The sequence below is a fragment of the Acinetobacter sp. 16 genome (assembly GCF_033439925.1).
Lineage (GTDB): Bacteria > Pseudomonadota > Gammaproteobacteria > Pseudomonadales > Moraxellaceae > Acinetobacter > Acinetobacter junii.
The window spans coordinates 1,244,898-1,266,065 of the sequence record NZ_CP137746.1 but is presented as its reverse complement, the minus strand read 5'-3'; the positions used below and the strand labels follow the sequence as shown (position 1 = coordinate 1,266,065).

General features: G+C 41.7%; 18 protein-coding genes and 1 pseudogene. 2 read left to right on the top strand and 17 right to left on the bottom strand.

Translation table 11 applies throughout. The annotated features are described in order from the left end of the window. Positions 1 to 2: 2 nt before the first annotated feature. From R2H34_RS06280 to R2H34_RS06255, 6 genes are all read right to left on the bottom strand, one after another. Complete coding sequence (locus R2H34_RS06280; protein ID WP_318342518.1) at positions 3 to 587, bottom strand: hypothetical protein; 585 nt, start codon at positions 585 to 587, stop codon at positions 3 to 5. 30 nt (positions 588 to 617) lie between these two features. Continuing rightward, positions 618 to 1,790 (bottom strand): hypothetical protein, encoded by a 1,173-nt coding sequence (locus tag R2H34_RS06275; RefSeq protein ID WP_318342517.1) that lies wholly within the window; start codon positions 1,788 to 1,790, stop codon positions 618 to 620. Then, complete coding sequence (locus tag R2H34_RS06270) at positions 1,787 to 6,379, bottom strand: hypothetical protein (RefSeq protein ID WP_318342516.1); 4,593 nt, start codon at positions 6,377 to 6,379, stop codon at positions 1,787 to 1,789. The genes R2H34_RS06275 and R2H34_RS06270 overlap by 4 nt, the downstream gene beginning before the upstream one ends. A gap of 1 nt (position 6,380) precedes the next feature. Then, positions 6,381 to 8,222, bottom strand: a complete 1,842-nt coding sequence (locus tag R2H34_RS06265; protein WP_318342515.1) for a LamG-like jellyroll fold domain-containing protein — start codon at positions 8,220 to 8,222, stop codon at positions 6,381 to 6,383. A 32-nt stretch (positions 8,223 to 8,254) separates the two neighbouring features. Continuing rightward, entirely contained in the window at positions 8,255 to 8,575 is a 321-nt protein-coding gene (locus tag R2H34_RS06260; protein WP_318342514.1) for a hypothetical protein, read from the bottom strand. Positions 8,576 to 8,654: 79 nt separating this feature from the next. Continuing rightward, the gene (locus R2H34_RS06255; RefSeq protein ID WP_318342513.1) at positions 8,655 to 9,062 is read right to left on the bottom strand and encodes a hypothetical protein; all 408 of its coding nucleotides are present in this window, start codon (positions 9,060 to 9,062) and stop codon (positions 8,655 to 8,657) included. Between the two features lie 56 nt (positions 9,063 to 9,118). On the opposite strand from R2H34_RS06255, the gene R2H34_RS06250 reads away from it, so the two are divergent. Continuing rightward, complete coding sequence (locus tag R2H34_RS06250; RefSeq protein ID WP_052417805.1) at positions 9,119 to 9,715, top strand: endonuclease VII domain-containing protein; 597 nt, start codon at positions 9,119 to 9,121, stop codon at positions 9,713 to 9,715. Between the two features lies 1 nt (position 9,716). Here the strand turns inward: R2H34_RS06250 and R2H34_RS06245 are convergent, their stop codons facing one another. The 6 genes from R2H34_RS06245 to R2H34_RS06220 all read right to left on the bottom strand — a co-directional run bounded on the left by R2H34_RS06245 (position 9,717) and on the right by R2H34_RS06220 (position 14,552). Further along, on the bottom strand, positions 9,717 to 9,905 hold the full coding sequence (locus R2H34_RS06245; protein WP_042890528.1) for a hypothetical protein: 189 nt from the start codon (positions 9,903 to 9,905) through the stop codon (positions 9,717 to 9,719). A 93-nt stretch (positions 9,906 to 9,998) separates the two neighbouring features. Continuing rightward, positions 9,999 to 10,673 carry a DUF6682 family protein gene (locus R2H34_RS06240; RefSeq protein ID WP_174498780.1) on the bottom strand — a complete coding sequence of 225 codons (675 nt, stop codon included), beginning with the start codon at positions 10,671 to 10,673 and terminating at the stop codon, positions 9,999 to 10,001. Further along, positions 10,673 to 11,566 (bottom strand): RyR domain-containing protein, encoded by an 894-nt coding sequence (locus R2H34_RS06235; protein WP_318342512.1) that lies wholly within the window; start codon positions 11,564 to 11,566, stop codon positions 10,673 to 10,675. Before R2H34_RS06235 ends, R2H34_RS06240 begins: the two co-directional genes overlap by 1 nt. A 71-nt stretch (positions 11,567 to 11,637) precedes the next feature. Next, on the bottom strand, positions 11,638 to 12,111 hold the full coding sequence (locus R2H34_RS06230) for a hypothetical protein (protein ID WP_070152162.1): 474 nt from the start codon (positions 12,109 to 12,111) through the stop codon (positions 11,638 to 11,640). Positions 12,112 to 12,174: 63 nt separating this feature from the next. Beyond that, positions 12,175 to 13,464 (bottom strand): DUF4043 family protein, encoded by a 1,290-nt coding sequence (locus R2H34_RS06225; protein WP_061517831.1) that lies wholly within the window; start codon positions 13,462 to 13,464, stop codon positions 12,175 to 12,177. Positions 13,465 to 13,490: 26 nt separating this feature from the next. Further along, on the bottom strand, positions 13,491 to 14,552 hold the full coding sequence (locus R2H34_RS06220) for a hypothetical protein (RefSeq protein ID WP_318342511.1): 1,062 nt from the start codon (positions 14,550 to 14,552) through the stop codon (positions 13,491 to 13,493). 105 nt (positions 14,553 to 14,657) lie between these two features. Between R2H34_RS06220 and R2H34_RS06215 the strand changes: the two genes are divergently transcribed. Next, positions 14,658 to 14,885, top strand: coding sequence for a hypothetical protein (locus R2H34_RS06215; RefSeq protein ID WP_227515190.1), 228 nt, complete (start codon positions 14,658 to 14,660; stop codon positions 14,883 to 14,885). 524 nt (positions 14,886 to 15,409) lie between these two features. Here R2H34_RS06215 and R2H34_RS17895 read toward each other — a convergent pair. The 5 genes and pseudogenes from R2H34_RS17895 to R2H34_RS06190 all read right to left on the bottom strand — a co-directional run. After that, positions 15,410 to 15,760: pseudogene (locus R2H34_RS17895) on the bottom strand (Gp49 family protein); the annotation flags it as partial. A 63-nt stretch (positions 15,761 to 15,823) separates the two neighbouring features. Beyond that, entirely contained in the window at positions 15,824 to 18,127 is a 2,304-nt protein-coding gene (locus R2H34_RS06205; protein WP_318342509.1) for a hypothetical protein, read from the bottom strand. Between the two features lie 9 nt (positions 18,128 to 18,136). Next, positions 18,137 to 19,801 carry a terminase gene (locus tag R2H34_RS06200; protein WP_318342508.1) on the bottom strand — a complete coding sequence of 555 codons (1,665 nt, stop codon included), beginning with the start codon at positions 19,799 to 19,801 and terminating at the stop codon, positions 18,137 to 18,139. Positions 19,802 to 19,902: 101 nt separating this feature from the next. Beyond that, positions 19,903 to 20,577 (bottom strand): hypothetical protein, encoded by a 675-nt coding sequence (locus R2H34_RS06195; protein ID WP_318342507.1) that lies wholly within the window; start codon positions 20,575 to 20,577, stop codon positions 19,903 to 19,905. Next, positions 20,570 to 21,112 (bottom strand): hypothetical protein, encoded by a 543-nt coding sequence (locus R2H34_RS06190; RefSeq protein WP_111883827.1) that lies wholly within the window; start codon positions 21,110 to 21,112, stop codon positions 20,570 to 20,572. Before R2H34_RS06190 ends, R2H34_RS06195 begins: the two co-directional genes overlap by 8 nt. Positions 21,113 to 21,168 lie beyond the last annotated feature (56 nt).

Genomic DNA, 21,168 nt, shown 5'->3' with positions numbered 1-21,168 from the left:
GGTTACACCGTTGCGCTTAGGCGATAACCGATCTCGTAAATATCACCATTCTGGAATGTACGTGCTACAGGATATTTACTTGCTGAAATCAGCGTACCAGTAGTACCACCTTTCGTGGAATTGGTGAGAAGTGCCGCACCTGTCACAGTTAATGTTCCAGTCGTTGCAATCGTCAGTTGAGCAGCTGCCGCCATGTTATCAATCGAGTTGCCGTTGGTATCCACCGGTGTCCATTCAGGACGTGTGGCATTGGTATAGCCTTCGGTACCGCTAACGATCTCAGATGCCACCGCTGCAAAATTTGCCGCTGTCCAAGTCGGTGCCGGTGCAGTGCTACCGCTAAATAATGCCAGGTAGTATTTAGCTGTTTTTGCTTTACCGCCTAGTGCCACATTAAGGATATGTGAAATACCTTCATTTACCACAAGGTTATCAGCATGTTCCCATTCACCACCATTGACACGATGGAAGTATTCACCTTTAAACTGAATACCACCAAGTTTGTCGAATGTAATCTGGTTGTCTGTTTCAGTGAACTCACCGCGAGCCAATGCACCCAAAAGTGCAGCTTGATTAATTTTTTCCATTGTCATGACCGGATTTTGTTAAACCAGTCCTCAATGTAGTACAGTGACAATTCGATCATCAAACCTTACAGACTGTCCAGCTTTTGCAGTGATGCCTTTCAATGTATTGGCATGGGCTTCAATCAGGTTTCCAGTGGGCATTCCGATACAATAGCCATTCTCGGCCAACCATAAAACAGTTTCAAGACCTGCAGATATTTCGCCAAGCAAATCACTGTTCACTCGCAGTGCCGTACCAGGCACAGGTGGCTTGGCTCCTGTTTGCACAAGGTTCAATTCTTTTACGTCGGCACCACTGAGAAAGACCACAGTATTACTTTGACCGACCCAAATACCAGATTCAACCGGCTCCACAAAGGTCACACGTTGCGGTAAAGCAATAAAATCATAACGCTCATCACATAGGTGGAAGTTTAAAGCCTGGGAAAAGTACAGCATGTTTTTATCCGCAGTAAGCAATCGACCACGCCAAAGCTTTAAAAACTTGCCAGTACGCATGGGTGAAAGGTGCTGAAACTGAGCAGCACGTGTCAGGTCCTTATCGCTGCTAATGGTAAATGTAGCCGTATTAATGGCTACAGTCGCCACCTTCAACAGTTCAGATCCGTTACGCTCGGTCATGTAAATCACAACCTGGTCAGCATCTTCGCTGTAGTTATACGGCAAGATCAGTTCTATACCGCCTTCAACATTTAGACTTACACTTGAAGATAAGCCTGATTCACGGCCATCTTTAGACCAGGCAATTGCAACAGTGTATGTTCCATCTAGTAGTGATCCAATAGATAAACGCGCCATCGGTTCAGGTGGAGTTTCAATCGTCAGTTTAATCACACTTGCGCCGTCATATTTATATAGGGCAAGCGCATCGGAAATAATAATAAAATTATTCACGACTAGGTAATTTACGCTTCCTTTCAATTCAATATTTAGACTTTCATGTGACCAATCCACCGGATTGATTTTGACCAATTCACCATTTAAGGTACCAAAGGTATCGCCGTGTAATGGGCTATTCCATAGATTCTTATAGGGTGTTTCTGTGACAACAGCACCGGTTTCACGCAGCTGCACACGACCGCTTGAACTAATGTTGACGTTTACAGCATCACGCAGCTTAACAAATGGTTCACGACCAAAACTCGACATGCTCTCATCATCAGAAACATTATCAAGACCACGTAAGGGGGTTAATCTTTTCATTTTGGAGCACCTTTCCTATATTGATCTGAGTTGCCGTCAGGTCGAATGTAATGTGTTTTTAAGCGGATGTTTGGAACACCATATACTGTTTGGCTAAATGCCAATGATTGAATTTCTTTAGGTTCGATGATGATTGGCTTTTTGACTAGGATTACTTGCATACGTTCTTTAAAGCTAGAAATATCCCAATCATTTTCCAGGCTATCAAAACCTACAGCGGAAATATCGCGCACCTTATTGCTGACCCATGTGGTACCAAATAGCTCGGATGTAAAGCCTTTAGGAATCGTAGGCATTTGTGGTCCTACCCATAAGCCTTGTGGCTTATATGGTGTATCACCTGATCTTCCCGCACCCATAGCTAGAGCATTAAATCCGTTTATTTTAACGGTGCGGTGGAAATACTCTACCCAGTTATTACTAAATGTAGCGGCATTAAACCCACCAGGTCGAATATAGCGAGGTCCGAAATAAGGTGACGTTACTGTCGGTCGTCCGTATAAAGCGTTATCAATACTGTCAAACTGCACTAATTCACGCGGTGATCCATCGGATAGGAAATGCCACCCCATACGGAATGATTGAATCCCTATAGGTCTTAAATAATGTTTACGCAGTATTAAATACGGTTTGCCAATACTGCTTTGATTACCTATACCTAATGTAAGTTTACGATGACGTAAGGTTACTGTAGACCAACCAAATACTTCGCCAGGTGTACGACGTCCATTATCACTATTTACATAGTGTAGAGATGCACCTGTATGGTGGTTTATTCTGGCTTGCTCTGGTGATTCCATCACAGCATAAATGGTATGTGGCGATAATCGTGGTCGACCTACTACAGCTTGCGATGCTATAGAAGTAATGGAGATGTTTCGATCCTTTAAACCGACTATATGATCGCCTATTGCAAACTGCTGAATACCAGGTTCGACTAGAATACCATTAGATTGAGCATGGTGACTACCAAACGCAGTCGCAACAAAGCCAGAAGCAAAAATCACATTGGTTTTTAAGCTTGGATTAGATACTTGGCCACGTGGCACCCCAATACCCTGTCCTTCAAAATCTTCAGGACGTGCATCCTCACCATCCCAATCCAGTGTGATCGTTTGTAAGCTGTACGGTGGTGCACCTGTTTTGGTGACATTAATACGACCAGAAGCAAAAGCATTGAACCCTGAAACCGTCATGGACCTGTCACGGAAGGTAATGAGTTGACGACCAAATATTTCATTACCAAAACCTTCTACTGGATAGCGTTCCCACTGTAATCGTATTGTTGGTTTGCCAAATTCTGCTGAATTGGCACCACGCTGTTTTAATTCAGGAGTAAGATTGCGTACAAACGGATCTCCAAAAAGTTCGCGGTGTGACCATCGAGTAGTGATGATATTCCATTTAATATGTAGGGATGGACCACCAAAGGCATCTGTTTCCGATCCTTGCGGTTCAATATAGCGCGTATGTAGATCGAATTTAGGTAGCGGTAGGTAGATTGGTGCAATACTGTAACGGCTTTCTATATGGATATTGCGAATCCGAAAAGCAATCATCGGTTGCCCAAACCGCATAGATTCAAAAGCCCCGACCCAACGGTATTCCCGACGTGTGTTCAACACAGATGGGCTGCTAAAAACCTCATGTTTACCGCCTAGTGCAGAGATCAGATGTGCAGCGTTAAATACCCGGCCCCATCCACTCATATAAGGTGCTTCCATTCCTTCCAGACGAATGCGACGTACCCGATCTGCAATCATGGCAGTACCGAACACGCCAGGCATGAATGAAAGTGGCAGCAAAGGACGCGCATTGTTGTCAATCTGCTGATAACCAAATCGAGCCGCATCAAAACCACTGACTTTCATTTCACGGTTACGGTTGGCAATTGTATTCCACTGGCCAAAGCCGCCAGGGTTTAATCCATCACCTGAATCATAGCTATGCTTAATATACTGGCGTTTATTCCAGACTTTCGCAGTACCATAACGATCGGAAGCCTGTTGACCAAAACTCAAGAATCCGATTGCACGTACCCATCTGGTATGCAATTCAATCTGGTTGATCTCACTAAAGCACTGGCTGTTAAAGCCTTGTGCATAAACCCCCTGTATCTCAGGGATAATCCGTTCTCCAAATCGGACTGCATCAAAACCGCCTGGACGGATATGTTGAGTACCGCCAACTAGATGGTTTGTTTCAAACTCGCGAAAGATACTCGACACCTTGATGGAGCGCACTCTAAACCAGGCTGTAGGTGTGCCAAAGACATTAAATGACCCACCTTTAGCCAGAAGGGTACGCAAACCGTGTTCTATCTTAGGTGCCACCATATCAGGGAAGTTAATTCCTGTTGCGCTGACATAGCGATAGCGAAACCACACCACCGGGCTACTAATCTGCAGTGTGTTTAGGCCGTGTGGATTAATATGGCGCGTTTTATTGCTGACCCAAGTGTTGCCGAATGCTTGGCCGAAGATTGAACCCGGTTTAAGTTCGGGTGGCTTGGCAAGGATATGCTTGCCGAATCTCTGGCTTTCCGGCATATCAATACCACGACCCAGAATGCGACGCACACGGTAACTGATAAATGCGGTACCAAATATGGAGCTATTAAAAGGTTGCGGAATGACAGACGGTGTTTTATTCCAGATGTCGGCTGAACCAAAGGCTTTTGCATCAAATGGCTGTGCAGCGACATTAATTAGATTAGAATGCAGTTCGGACCAGTCACCATAACGTGAATGATCTTCACCCGGTACAGATAGCACACGACGGCTATTCTTGATCGCAATATCACCAAAGATACCGCCTGGAATATGTGGGCTGCCTTCGTGATGTATCCGCTGCATTGGATCAAAGATTTTGGCATAGCCGCTTTGAAAAGCATCTACCTTAAATGGTGTGATGTATCGTGGGCTATGGGATACCCAGGCAGTACCATAACTATCGGTTGTAAACCCTTTAGGTGATGGATTGCGCTGCACCCAGGCCATTCCAAAAGGTCCAGGCAAGATGCCGAACGGATATAGAATCCGTGGCGATACGTTTGGGTTAGGTAAATTCACCGTACCTATGCTTAATGGTTTAAGTACACGATCTGCGCGTGTATTCACTACACCAGGTTGTGAAATAGCAGAAGCATTTAACCCTGATAAATTGACATACCTTACTCCGCCAAGTAGATAAGCATTACCATATAGCGATGGTGTGAATGCAACAGCACGAATATACTGTCGCAGGTTGTAGACTAAAGGACGACCATAAAAGCTGTCGGTAAAGCCCTGCAACGGTAGTGGGCGGTTTAAGTTACGCGCATTGAGATTACCAAAGGTGGTGAACAATGCTCCTACATGTCTAACGATCTGTGTATCATTATGTAATCTAGCAGTACCGTATTGAGCAGCACTAAAGCCAGTGGCTGTGATATATCGATTGCGGTTGATGATGTTTGCAGTACCAATATCACCTGGCGTAATACCGGTCGTATATGCAATCTGTGTGAGGTTAAAAACTGTATGTAGTTGGATTAGATTGGCGTTAAATCCCTGGTGCTTGATAAATTGGGTACCGTATAAGCGCGGCACCCCAAAAGCATCAGCGAGTGTAATACCCCCTACCCCAGATACCACACTATCCCGATTTTTAATCTTATGCTCACCAAATTTCTCGGAGTAAATTGCATAAGGCTTGATCGATCCACGTTCAGCAAAATAGAAAGGTACGTTTAAAGGGTTTTGTTCAACCAGGTTACGTTGGAAGTTAAGATCGAAAGAATGGGCACTATCCGATGTGGAAATTGTTACCATACCATAGGAGGTGCTTAAAATCCCTTCCAGGTAAAGCACATCAGCGGTATTAAGCAGTTTAGATTCGGTACCCAGTATTGGTGCATCTATACCAAACGGAACGATAGGGCGTGGACCAGTACCAAAATCTAAACGTAGAGATATGCTATCGGTTTTATCCGTATTATTCTCAAAATTAATGCTTGGTAGACCTCTACCGGCATTGATTACCACGCCTATCCCAAACGAAGACATAGCAAAGCCAAAGGGTTTTGCGTCTATCGGGCTATCTATCTTAGCCCCACCAAAAGCTAGAGATTCAAAACTTTTGGGCGCAATTGGTCTAGCCCCGGTAAAAAACGATACATAATCGCCAGTGATGATCTCTAATGGTGTTACGAAATTCAGATTTAGGGTGTGAGCTGTATCCGCATAAAATGCCGCAGGGAAGCCGTATGCTTCTTGTTTAATACCACCTACAGTATCGGTAACCTGAGCAGTATTGACAATGCCAAGCTGACCAAACCCAGAACAATCTCCAAGTGTAATTGAAGGCTGAACAATCGGACCAGAGAAGCGCATACGCACTTGACCGGTTAATTTTTCATACTTCTCTGTGAAATCAAAACTTAGATCGATTGCAGCATTACTTAAACCTAACGACAATACTCCAACAGCATCTACACGGAAGCCCTGAACAAAAGAACTCTGAGCGACATTTGAAACAGATGGTGTCCCCAGTGCGCTACTATCGGAAGCCGTTGCTCCAGTAATAGGTAATGCCGTTACGTTAGTCATATTAGATGAGCTCTAATGCCTTATAGTGTGCCTGTATCCGATCTTTGGTTAGGATTTTGTCAAAGAATGCTACTTCACCAAGTACACCTTTAAATGGGTTTGTAATACTGCCCAAGCTACTTGGCACCATACCGGCAATACTAAAACCATTTACTATATCCGCAGAACTCAAAGCATCATGACCGCTATAAGTTGCTAATAAAGTTTTATCTATAGTGATCGTTTCTACTAAGCTACCGTCAACATATAACCGAGCTTCACCTTTAATCTTATCAATAACAACATGATACATGTGGAAATTATCGTAATCGATTGCATAATTAAATGTTCGGTAAGTTGTATCTTGGACATAAAACTTATTCGCTGTGGTACGGTATACGCCACGATAAACACTGGTGTCAGAACCCGTGACAACTGCTACCAATTCGTTTTGGCTCGGAGTCGCTGAATCAAACTTGGCAATAAACGCCATGCTATAGCCTGTCGCATTATTTGGGTTATAGCCGTAAACATTTCTAGCACCACCACCATTAAACCGAGTAGCTAATCCTCCAACCCCCAAAGAAGGTACTTGATAAGTTATAGCGCTTGGGTTAAATATATGGGCAGCACGTCGATTATTGACATAACCTGCACCCACACCAACCTGCTCGAAATAGTTATTTCCACCACTATCGTTTAACCGGTAGTAATACAGCGGATGATCCACCACATATTCAGCGCATACACCTGATACTTTTGCAATTGTCCCCAATATGAGGGCTTGATAATGTTCATTTACTGAGTCTGCGGTCAACTTTCGGTCATACCATGCAATAGCACCTACACCACCGGTCATATTTGCTACGTTGTTTCTTTCTGGCCAGTATTGAACAGCATCATTAGAAATAATAATACCCAACGGAGCCTTGCGCGTACTGTCAATATCTAAGCCGGTGCTTAACAAAGATACTGTAGTAACCAATTGACCATTGATATATAAGCACATATCGTCTTGCAACTTATAGGCAACTATGATGTGTACCACATCCCCATAAGGGGATAAGTCAATATTTGACATATAGGTTGTAGTGGAAGCTGATACACCACTAGAAGAAAGTGGTGAGCCTGTTGAATAAGCATAAACATTCAATCTGTCCGTACTTTTATTATAGTTGATTGCCGGTGCAGGTGCCTTGCTGTTGTAGTTGTAATTATCCCCGCTGTTTAGATATGGAAGATTTCCACCACCGTTGTATGCACCTAAACCAACATTACCTGTACATCGAGATTTAACAATCACGGTTTCCAGAGTAAATTCTTTAGCTGTTGTTCGAGAGTAATGGCCGCCATCCGATGCAGAATAAAATATTAGATTGGATGCAATTGTAGTCAAAGTTGCAATGTGTGGTGCACCAACAAAAGTGGGCGCTTGATAAGTGCTAAGGCCATTATAATTAGTTCGAGCTAGGGCGCGAGAATTACCTAAAACAATCGGACAACGGGTTACTGAAGAATCAAAATCTCCAAACCACGCTGCAATCGGGTCTTTGCTTTTAGATACAAAGTACCAGTTACCGTAGAATATTGACCCAATATGGGCCGAGAATGGTTTTACTCGATCAAAGACCATAGCTTGCTTATAATCACCTGCTACGTCTGGGCTATCATCAACACCAACCACTAGGTAATCATTGGTATCTGCATTAAGGCCATTAAAGATATATGCACCGCCTTCATCGGATTCTGTAACTGCGACTATTTTTAATGTAGAACGATCCACCAAAAGGATTCTTTTTTGAGAAACCACACCGTCCTCAGAAACAATCCCTTTGATTGCACCAACGCCTAATTTATGTGGCATATCAACCTCACAACTCCATAAATGGCAGCAACTTAAAGTAAGTTGCCGTAATAATCTTCCTGCTTCCAGTAGCCTTTTTGGTCATGCCAGTCACAGTAAGATTGGAAGAAATCTTTTTCGCCTACCGCGATTCGATCTTTTACAAAACCACCAATCCAAAGTTCAACTTCACCGTGGTTTCTCTTACTAAGTTGGACACAATACATTTGGAATTTTGGCTGTTTCATTAAATGAATCCAGTCGATTTTTTTTTCATCTGCTGCGTAAACGTCAGCCTTAAACCCTTGCACACCAACACCTTGTGTTGGTGGTTTTTCCGCATCCTGTTTATTTACTTCTTTACTTGTCGCCATGAGCATTACCTTTATATGGGTTCAGCCCCATAAAGCATGGGGCTATCAACGGATAAGAAATTCATGTGAGATAATGGATTCACACCTTGAATATCTTATTTGTTCCGTTATCCCAGGTCACAATAATGTCACCACCATTAGGCGTGATAGGTAGGCCGGTTGCAGTGTCAATATAAGCAATCAATGGGCTTGTTGCTTCTACACCTGTATCCGCATAAATGATGATAGATTCAATGGATGTGCCAGTAACAGAGGTAAAGGTCACATCGGCTGCATCGGCTGCGCCACCTGTCGTAGCTTTTGATGTAAGTGTGACCGGACCTGCAATACGCGCAGAAGTCGGAATATCAGATAAATATTGGTGTACAGATGTTTGTGGTGTATATGCACCTGTATCAACCAAGATGACCTTAATTGTGTCAGTCATCCAGTTAATTTGTGCTTCAAGAAAGCGTTGTCTGCAGAAGTCGTATAATGTATTTGCCATTTCCTCAATACCTCATATAAAATATATAGTTAATTCAATAAAATTAATAAAGTGTAATGACCAAAAAGATTCCTAAAGGTTTATGCCAGTGTGGTTGTGGCAAAACTACCGCCATAGCAACGAGAAATAGAAATAATCTTGGTTGGGTTAAAGGTGAACCATTGCGTTATTTGCGTGGTCATAACAATCTTGCGGAAAGAGGACCTGAAACTGAGGAAGGTATGAAATGGTGTGGTTCTTGCAAAACGGTTCAACCAATAGAAAATTTTGCTAAAAACAAATCCCAATCCGATGGAATGCAAGGTTTTTGTCGATCTTGTGGAAAAATAAAACAATCGGAATGGCGGATTGAAAATAGAGAAAAAGCAAATATGATTGCTGCCAAGTGCCACAGAAAGAAAAGACTTGGTATAGACAACACTGTGTATGAGCAGATGCTTCAAGACCAAGACGAACGATGTGCAATTTGCCATGAGAAATGTATAGCAAAAACCATTAATGGTGTTCAAAAAAGCCTTGCCATTGATCATTGTCATAGAACTGGAAAAATTAGAGGTCTGCTCTGTGGCAGATGTAATACAGCACTTGGACTTTTTGAGGATAATCTCGAAAAAATCAAAGCAGCAATAGATTACTTGGAAAAATATCAATAATTTATTTGCCATGTGCTTGAGTCTCCGTAGCTGAATCGGAAGCACTCATGCGCTCATGTTTAATTTCAATGTGATTATCTGCTTCAACACAAATTCGAGCCAATTGTCCTGATTTTTTGATCAATTGAACTTTGGCACCGCCAATGTAAAGCGTATCTTCGGTCTTTAAATCAATTGTACGTTTGCCCATCTTTGTGCATGATTAAATAAAATAAGTAAGATCATTATGTAAAAAACCCCTGAAAAGCTTTAGCCTTACAGGGGTGCTTATGTCACAAGCAAGTCATGGCATGAATGGAATAACGTTATGCGGTATATCCTCACGAGTAATGCGTCGCAAATCACTATCAGGACGAATACCGAAATAATCTGTAAATTCCTGCTCTGCTAATGCTGACCGATTTGGATCAAAAAATTCTGCATCTGGTACCTTAAACGCTTGGTGTAGAACCCACTGAATCAATTGAACATGGTGAATTTGGTTAATTTCTGGAACATCGGTATCATTTTCCATTGGTGACAATGGCACACGATAGCCTTCCAATTGTAATTCACCGCCTACATCAGGAATTGGAACAAGGCGGATACCTGTATCATCCTGAACAATGTGTTCAGGTTTACCCTGTTTCACTCGCCAATTCTCACCATCATAATAATGATCGAGTAATTCAGCTGACATTAAAGTCAAGTATTGCCCTTTTGTTCCATCACTCGGCTGGAACCACACTCGAGTCAATTCGTATAACGATTCATGTAACTGATAACGAGATGAACCAATCAATATATTAATCTTACAAACATCATTGTTTTGGGATTCATGCAATAAACGACCACGGATACACGCTTCACTTACGGCATCATTAAGCCAATCAATGACACTGGCATCATCAATAAAATATGGTTCTACTTTATCGTTGGCCAGTGTACGAAAACGGCTGATCAGGTCATTTAGCTGCATTACACAACCCCATATTGATGAATCATTTGAGTAACTGATTCTTTTAATTCATCAAGATTTTTTTGTGGGCTAAGTTTCTGCTCATACTTTTCTAAAGCATATTGAACCAAGCCAGCCTTTGTCATTTTTCCAATCGTTTCAATTTCATCAAGAACTTTATTTTCTTCATCAATTTCTTCTTGCTGTTTTTCTTTAGAGCGATTGAGAATACTTGACGTATCATCATCTAAGCCTTGCTCAGTAGATTCAGCAGAAATGGATTCAGGCTCACCCTCATAACGAGTAAACTCAGGATGTTTTAAAAACTTGGTTGCCAAATCACTTGGAATTGATCGCACTTGACCTTGTTCAAAGGTTAAAGCTGATTCGTATAAGTGGTCGGTATATAGAGATTTATTTCCAATATACTGAATTGATACACCTGCAGATTTTTGAACAACATTGGTTGGGGTGATTGTCGCTGTATTAATTGCGACATTCTTTTGATGCTCAACCTTTTGGCGTAGATTCACAACTTCCGCACTCAATGCCAAGTAATCTTCAGGATCAGGCAAGTGCTTAACCAAATGCACCGTTGTACGGAATAAATAATCCTTTGCCTTTTGTTCATCTGGTAATTCTTCATAAGGTAAAAAACATGGATGTTCTTTTTTCTCCATATCTTTTACTTCACCATACTTCCAGCCCTCAGCTTCTTTGACCTTATACCAAGACTCATGAGACTGTTCAGGTGTGGCATCAGGATTTGCCAAATGCATTTCAACGCCAGCAATCAAACTTTGTTTCTGTGATTCTGGTGTGTCATCCCAAGTAGGTTGGCTATCATCACCCATTGATTGGCAATATGCAGCATTAATTGCATGACACATCATCGCTATTGCAATCGTTTTCATCTTATCACCGTAATAAGTTAAAAAATAAAAAGAATGGTGTAGGTCTATCTAAAACCTACACCATCAAAACATTAACGAGGACCTGTCAATTCACCACTAACAATAACTTTGATGTCGCTTGCCTTGGCATTCGCTGCACCACCAGTGGTTAGAATCAATCGTGCAGCCTTAGGCAAGGTTACTAATTTACCTGTATTAGCACGTAATCGACCTGCTGTTGCAAGGTCGCCATTGCTCATGAAGTAAGCTGCATCTTGTGGTACTTCTGTACTATCACCATCAACATATTTAAAGCCAAGTGAACCTGTAACGGTGGCTGTCATACCTGTTTTAATCAGGATTTGAGCATCATCAAGGCGCATACCTTCTGGTAATTCACCTAAATCAATAACATCACCACTTGCTACTGCAGCAGTTGTATCTGAATCAATTACGGCACCTGAAGCATTCGTGGCAAGAAAAAATGCTAACGCTGTAACATTGCCATATGGTGAGAATCCACCAAACTGACCATAACCACTAGGCTTCTTCTTAATTGTCGCCATTTTAAAATCTCCAAGGATTAGAATAAGATGAGGTATGCCCATAACTGGACATACCCAAAACAATTACTGATTAGCACCAATGATTGGCACAGCGGTATCAACAACAGTTACACCATAGTCGGTAAATTCTGTACGCTCACCAGTATCAACAGCGAAACGGATTTTTGATGTACCACGAATGGCACCGATCAATAATTCCCATTTATCGCCATGATCAAGGTCTTTTTCAGACCAGAAGAAAGGCACACCAGACTTATCACTTGCAGCCATTGCTTCCGCAATTGCTTGTCCACCCAAAATAATTGAACGGTCAACAGCGAAAGTGCTACCAAAACTTGATGGTACGATTAAATCTGATTCAGCTTCACTGTCATACGAAGCACAATATTTAATTGTGTCACCTGCATAGAAACGAATCGGACGTGGCATTTTTCGGATAATAAATCCGTTCCATAAACCCACATCACCTAAGAAAAGCGGATGTTGTTTTGCCTGACTTGCTCGCGCAAATGCAGATGATTGGAAAGAACGGAAACCTGGTTGGGCAGCAAATTTGTTGTACTGTGCTGGCGATACAAGCCATACACGTAATGGTGAATCTTCCGCAGCAACATCACCTTCAAACTTACAAATAGGTGGTGGTAAAGCAATTTGATCCAGAACAGTTTTCATTGAATCAACTGAATCCATTGTAAATAGATCAGTTGTTGCAATATCAAACTCACCTGCATTGCTTTTAACGCTCTGCACACCAGAACCATCAACAACATAGTGACGGTTTTTAGTTGGTGCTTTAACACGGTTTACCATGATTTCATTGAAGTTTTTATGATTATCTTTAGGAATAACCCATTCAATGTTGTTATGAGAACCACGTGCACCAGCCATATGCACCAGTAATGACTGATCACAATAGCGATCCATCAAGTTCTGAGCGACTGGACGACCAAGTTTGCGTAAATCAGCTGGGCTACGAATCTGTGACATCACGTTACCCAAATCAACAGGGAAACGAGCTTGGTTCACACGTAGGCGATCTTCATTCAAAGACATCCCCACACCACGACCTTCAGCATACGCACTACCCATAATTGGATATGCACCGACTGGATTTAGTAAGTGGAATGTCACTTCATCACCACGCCCTTTTCCTAAGTCCTGAACACGAACAATAGGCATATGGGATGTGGTTTGTTTACGGAGAGTCGCTTCCGCACCTGCTTCGCCCTTAGGCATTTTCCCAGCCAATAGGTTTAAGGTGCTGTTACGATTCATGTGTGTAGCGAACAGACCTACCGCTTGGGTAACTAAATTGGTCTTATCGCCATAACTTGCGTTAGTTTTAGTAGTCATGTTTCAAATACTCTCATCACGTATGTTTAAACACGTCTATTGAGAAATTGCTCCACTTGGTCGGGTGTCCATCCTTGCATTTCCTCTGCAAGTTGCGCTGGCGACATTGCTGCCAAACGCTCATCACGAGAAACACCAGCAGGACTACCAGCAGGCAAATCACTCAGACTGTTCGGTGGTGGTGTTTGAGCCTGACTCACAGCTTTTTGCGCTACTGCCTTTACTGCATCATTGGCAGGTTGAGCAGCTTGTTGACCTGATTGGGTATTCGACTTATACAATCCTAGAAGTTCTACCACCTGAGCAGCTGAACCTTTATCCAAAACTGTTTCATACGCATCTTTCAGAAAACTTGGTTGTGCATTCTTCCAATCATTAAATTCTTTCGATTCAACAATAGATTCTGCATCTGGGTGTGCTGTAAAGATTTCGTTAAAATGAGCTTGCTCTACACTGACCTGCTGTTGTTGCTGAATTGGAGCTAAAGCAGTTTGTAATTGCTGTTGCACCAAAGTTGAAACCTGTGAATTAACAAGTTTCTGAATACCAGCAGCCAAGTCTTTCTCGCTAAAATCCCCAAAGATTGCAGGGTCTACACCCTGATCAATCGCTTGTTGTGCGATATTTGCTTGGTTGTCCTGTGTGGTTGGAGCTTGTCCGTTATCTTTACGTTCCTGTGCATCAGCTTGAAGTTGTGCCAACTGTTGTTGAGCTTCATCAAACTTTTGCTTCCATTCCTTTTCACCGTTACGTGCTTCCACTAACTTGTCATAGGGAATGGTGTGTTTTCCGTCTTTAGCTAAGATCACAGCATTTTCAGCATTTAACTGGCTTTCATCGACCTGTTGTTGCTGTTGTGCTTGTTGTGTATCAGCTCTTGCGGAGCTATGCTCCTCATGCGTACCGTCTTGACCTTCAACTTTTGGGGTATTTTCTTCTGTAACTTGGGTAGTTGCTGGCTGACTACCATTTTCCGCATTTGCGGTATCGCCATTTGACGCTTGCTCTAAAAGCTGCGCTGCAAGTTCAGGTGATGCTTTACCACCGTTAGCTTCAATCAACTCATTTTGTTGCTCTGTAATATCCATGTCTGTCCTATCACTTATCGCTGTGACCGCAAAGGCGAATGGCTAGAGTTATCTAGCGTTTAGCTGTTGATTGCTCAACATGAGACAAGTGTCTAGGATTTATATATGATGTCGTTAGCCTTACAGGGGGTAGGATTAATGGCAGAATATTGTGCTCAATGCGCCAAGCAATATGGAATGAGTAATGGGTTTATCAATGAATGTAAGCCGAACTATCTAGCAAATGTTATTTGTGAAGGTTGTGGTGTAATTCAGGTGAATCACAAAGGTGAATGTGTGAGCCATGATTGCGACAATGGAAATCATGCCGTTGAATGGAAAATCAAGAAATAAAAAACCAGCATATTGATGCTGGTTTAAAGGTCTCGAATTCGATAGGTTTAAATCAATTCATCTAATAATGCAGTCATTTTGGTTTCAGCTTTTTTGCGTAATTCTGCACTGATTTTATTATTAGACAGTAACTGTGCCACGAGAAAAGCGTTATCACGTTTGGCATTGAGTTGATACTCATTAGAACCAGTGCTACCAATTGTACATGCTTGAGTGCTGCATAAAGGTTCAGTTGCCTTTACATCATCATGTTTAAATTCTGGTAAATCAGGTGTTAGGTTTGAGCCATTATCACTATAACTAACACTTACAATACCTTCTCCAATGCCAAGTTTAAGAGCCTGATCTACCAACTTGCTGATTGGATAACGCAACTCACCTGCTAAGCGAACTGCATTTGTAAGCTCTGGTGATGCACCACATTTTTCAATCGCTTGGCAAAGGTCATAAATTTGGTCAAGGATTGGAATACGTGTATTAAGAAGTTGATCTATACCAGCTTGTAATTCTACTTTGCTATTTTGCTTGTGTAGATTTTCTTTCAACAAATAACCTTCTAATAACCAAATCTTTTCACGAGCATTGTCATAGGCAATTTTCTTCCCAATTTCAGCATCGAAATTTTCAGGACTTGCACATGCAGACTCACCAGTAACTGTAAATCCATTCTCTAATGTAAGAATACAGAATGTTAATGTCTGTAGTGGAAGCGGTGCATCAAAAACTTCTACACCATTATCGCGCTTGCACACGTCACGAGGTAGGATGTATTCAACTGCTTTAATTTTAGAATCAATATGATCTGGCGTTAAACGTGGCGCATTTAAGTTTTTAGATTGAATTTCTTGCTCAATTTGCTGTTCAGTATTTGACATGAACATAATCCTCAATAAAAAGACAGTCGATTTGACTGCCTTAGTATCTGTGAACAATGAAAATTACTCCTGCCTTACAGGGGGCATGTTGTCATTGGTTCGTGGAGTCTCAATCCCCTGCATCCCTGTACCACCTTGCTGTGGTACTGGTGGGTTCATCGGGCTGGTATTCTGTTGTACCTCTGCCAGTCCTTCACTGCCTAACTGTGCCCCTTCACCTTCTAAATATGGTGAACGTACATCACGTGCTGCTGTCTGTTCTGCGGTTGGGAAGTTAGGATCATCACCCATCGGGTTGGGACGCTGATAACCTGCACCTTTCATAATCTCGTCAGCAATAGGTGCGATCTGCGGCATCATTGCTACCTGTGAACCTCCTTGCATTGCTGAATATGCAGCTTGCACACCAATTTGTACTGAACGTGCGTCTATTTCCTTAATTTCACTTACTGCTTTACGCTCTTTAAGTTCAAGCTCTCGACGTTTTAGATCAATACCAGCATCGGCAAGTGCTTTATCAACAGCTTCTTTAATTTGTTGTTCCACTTGTTCTGGTGTCGGTGCCTGTGTAGCTTGACGAATAGATTCAATAATATCTTTCTTGAATGGAATGTCAGTCAAGGCCATCACATAAGGCAATACTGCAACTTGAACCTCTTGAGGTAAGGATTTAACAATCTCAGACAAGGCATTAAGTTGTTGTTCTCGGAAAGTGCTGGTACTTGGAACATCATCAAGTACAACTTTCAAGCGTGTACGTTGAACATCATTACTGACATAAGGATAACCATGTTCATCAACCTCAGGTTTATTGATAACAACTGTACGATCCTCACGTACCGCATCACCTTCAATAATGATAGTCTGTTGCTGAGTGCCCATATCCTCAACGATCATTGATAGTAGCATTTCTCCCATGAGGGTACGTCCATCACGAAAATTATCCATCATCTTCATTAAGGTCTGGTTTGACTGCTCGATCTGTAACTGTTCTTGTTTTCCAGAAGTAGCATTACCTTTTTTACCTTGGAACCCAGAAGTAATATTACTTACTTGCTCAATGGCAGCACGATTATCACTAATCAGTTGGAAATGTTGCTGTGATAATTCATAGTCGCGTTTAACATCAAATCTTGCACCAGGTCTAGCCATGTGTGCTGCATCCAATACAATATCAGCATCAGGACGTGCAACTTGACGACGTAATTGTTCGTCTGTCATAGCCACTGCACCTTTGGTACGTTCAACACGTGTAACACTCATGCCCCAACGCAGTTTAGAAATACCTGAATTGATACTATCCTGACTGTACTTCATGCCACGAACAAAGCCATACGGTATGCCAGTATTATCTTCACGGAACCCAAAAAAAGGTACATAAGGGAAATAATGGTGTGAATATGGCGAAGGACTATCATGTAAAAGGTGTGGTCCAAGCCAATATGAACGACGCAACTTTGATATGGTAGCCTGCTCTACACGTGCAACACCTTGATAAATTGCTAAGTCATGAGCCATATTATTGGCATCATACTCAACGATACGACCATCACTGAACTTTAAAACTGGTACACGCACCCAACGACGGTACCAAACCTCAGTAACGTTTATCTCTTTAGATGTCGGGTTATACCAGTAGTTTTCACTTATCGTCCATGAACGTGCATCAAGCCAAGCATTTTGTAAGCCTGTACTTGCTCCACCATCCAGCACATCAGGTTGTTGCCACCATGAACCGCCATAACGACCAACTGTTTGGATTAGATCCTTGTGTTCAGGGAAAGCACTCATCAATCGTTTAGGATGAACCCAGCGTGTACGACGTAACCAACGTGCATCAGATAAGTCTGGTTCTGTAGACTTCATATCCCAATGAATCTCATTACGATGAACTACAACACAACGATAAGGATATTTAAATGGGTCTTGCTCACGCTTTACCTCAACCCATCCTAAACCACATGAAATTTGAGGACGAAAAGCATCACTACACGCTTTATCTGCTTTAGATAAGCGTTCAGCTTGATTTAATTTGTAGTTCAAGGCATCAGCAACATCATCACCGCCAGTTTCACCATTGGCTTTTACACGCCAATCAGTACGAGTCTGTAGCTCATAACCCATAATCGACAATAAAGCTGGACTAATTCTGTCCTCTACAGCAGGTGGAATACCGATCTGTTGCATACGGTTAAGCAAATCTGTATCTAATTGATTGCCATCTGCATAATCCATCTCTTTATCTGCGATGTGACGCCAATGAGGTTGTTCCTCAATTTCGTGCATGATCTCCGTTAATTCTTCCAGACTGAGCGTATCATCATCGCTAATCTGCTCACTTGTAGCTGTATCTTCTTGAGTAAACATAGCTTTTCCTTATAAACGCCAATCTGTCGGAGGTGCTTCGACATAACCATGTGGATTTTGTTGTGTTGTACCTTGATTCATGCCAGTAAGACTAGCCGTATAGACGTAATCACCAAGCAACCCTGCATCTTTAGCCTGTGCCCACTGTCTAAGTGCATCTGCACCTTCTGAGCAACCATTGGATTTATCAGGCTGATCAATAAACATATTGGCTTGTTGGTTAAACTTTTTCTTATAGCCTTCAATACGTTCGATACCCAATTTACATCGACTTTCATCAAACCAAGCATTTTTTAAATATCTCCTAGTCATACGAATACCATCCATCAATACAGTAATCCGAGGTATGACAATAAACTTATGCCCAGGCAATAATTCTTCTAATGACTCTAAATTTGATTTGTTATAGTCACCAAGCCGTTGGTGTGCTGCATCATGTGGTAAATAATGAATATGATAAAGGTAAGGCTTATCTTTAATGAGTTTTGCGTAATACCTTAAATCTTGGCCATGAGCTTCTTCATAATCAATGAAACGATCTTGTTGATTCATCATTTGATGGAACCAAATTGCACATCCATCACTATTACCTAAATCCCAATACGTGCATGTAGGTACATCTAATGGTTCTATATCAGCAATGCCACCACGTTTGCGCAGTTCAAGCATGTCATCAGCATAGTAATTACCTTCTGTACTGACCTGAAAGGCTTCATCTGGGAATGATGGGAACTCTTGCCACATTAATGCCTGATCACCAGACAGGTCGTTGTCACGCTGAGATACATACCAAGCACGTTGATCGGGATCAATACGCATCTTGATACCCATTTTTTCACTGACAATAATCTCTGTCCGATCAAAAATATTGTGATCTTTTTTAGAAATAACCACATTTGATGAATCAATACGATACTTCGGTTCTTGCCACCAAGCATAAAAATGGAAACGGTAGTCTTTAGGTGTGAGCTTTTTACGTGATGCAAAGTTCTTTTGAGCAATCTGAACCTTGTCAAAGAAGTCACCACCACGACCTTCAGCAGTAGATTCAATAACCAATACACCATTTGTTGGCACTGCTGGTAATGAACCTGTGCGTACTTCTTTGGCTTTACCAGGTGATTGAGCACAAATCTTTCCATATTCAGAAATGTGCAAGCGGTGCAACGTACCACCACGGAATGATGTAGCAACAGAAATTTTAGAACCATTATGTGCAAATTCCATCTCGGTACCGTTATTAGTTTTGAGAGGAAAACGCTCCATAATTTCTGGTGGTAAGTTATCGTACGCAAACTTAACCTTATCGCTGAATATATCCCCAACGGTTTCTAAATTCTGCGCAATAATCCCACAGTGTTGATTGGCATTAAATAAGGCATGATCAAGCCACAATATACAAATCAGTGTGGTGAAACCTAACTGACGTGCTTTTAAAATAATATTGCGGTACCACAACCGATTTAAGAATTTCTTCTGTGCATCATTAGGCTGGAACGGTAATTCAAATGTTGGAGCTTCTTCTACTTGCCCTAACTCATTTACAAAGTCATCACCTTTAATTTTGATCTTATATAAACAGCCACTAAAAATACGCCAAACAGGGTCTGCCAAGCAGCGCTCTAGCTGCTCGGCATTTGCAGGTAATGGCTGTAAGTTAGTGTTATAAATCAATTTTCACTCCATTTTGCACAGTATTTAAGCATTTTTGAAGCCTGTACGTGAATGAAATTAATTTGATGTGGGTGATTAGTCGTTTCATTTGCGTAGGCGCGTCAATATTCAGGATCATCGGCAATTGGTTTAAATGCAGAACTATTTCCAGTGCTCACTCGTTCAAGTAATGCAGTCAGTGCATCGACAGGTTTATTGTTTTCATCATCAAGTCCAAATGCTTGACGTTCTAAAGCAATCAGTGTTTTGAGTGTGTCGCTTAAATCTTTCATAGACTTCACACGACCAGGCATTGAGATGATCTTCATGTAAAGGTCATTTACTTTGTCATTGCCTTTATCATCAGGTGACCACATAAGCTCACCCAACATTTCCAGCAATTTGACATTCTCTTGACCGACCATCATTTCAAGCTCATCAAAGAGGCTCATAGCAATTCTGCGTGAACGTTGAATATCCTTACGTTGATTCAATCGAACATAGGTCAATTGAGTTGCAGCATCTTCGATAATTTCTTGGTCACGTTTAATGGTTACAGGTGTAACCTGTTCCGTAACCATTGCTTGCGTAACCATTGCATCAGACTTGGCTTTAATCTTTTCTGCCAAGTTCCGTGGTATTCCAAGTTTTGTGAAATGTTTAATAATTGCGGCATGAGAAACCTTCTGACCAGTTTCTTCTTCATACGCAGCCGCTAATTGACGTGGACTGAGAATCCCTGCTCTCCATCCACGCTCAATACGGTCATAGTCAATTTTTTGTCTTTTTTCAGTCATTGATTGCTACCTCGTTTTTAATACGCTTGGCAGCATTGATATGTGCTGTTCTACATGCCATGATTTTTTTCATTGAAGCAGTAGGTAATGCAATGACACCTGCTTTCTCGCAAGCAATCTCAATTAATACATCCAACTGAATATCACCTGTAGATGACCACATTAGGCAACGACGGACTTTATTGACAGCACCCTTCGACATAGCCAATTGAGTTGCGTATAAAGTTGCTTGTCCAATACCAGATACGGTATGTGTGTAACCTTTAGTTCCATCTTTAACTTCAATTACACTGGCACTGCCATCTACGTGATAAATAACAATATCTGCACGACCATATTTAAAAGATTGCTCATATAGACAAATACAAGCTTCTGTGTGCGGTATTCTTTCATCAAAATACCCACACTCAGTAGATTCCTTGAACTGTTGAATCAAATCGTATTCAACACCATGTGGAATTTCATTTTGATCTATGATTTTGGTTAATTCCTCTAAAACCACAGATTTAATATTTTCTTTAGATTTTTCAGCCATGACCACCAAACCTCATATTGGTTTAATGATCATGTATATATGTGGGGGAGGTCTAA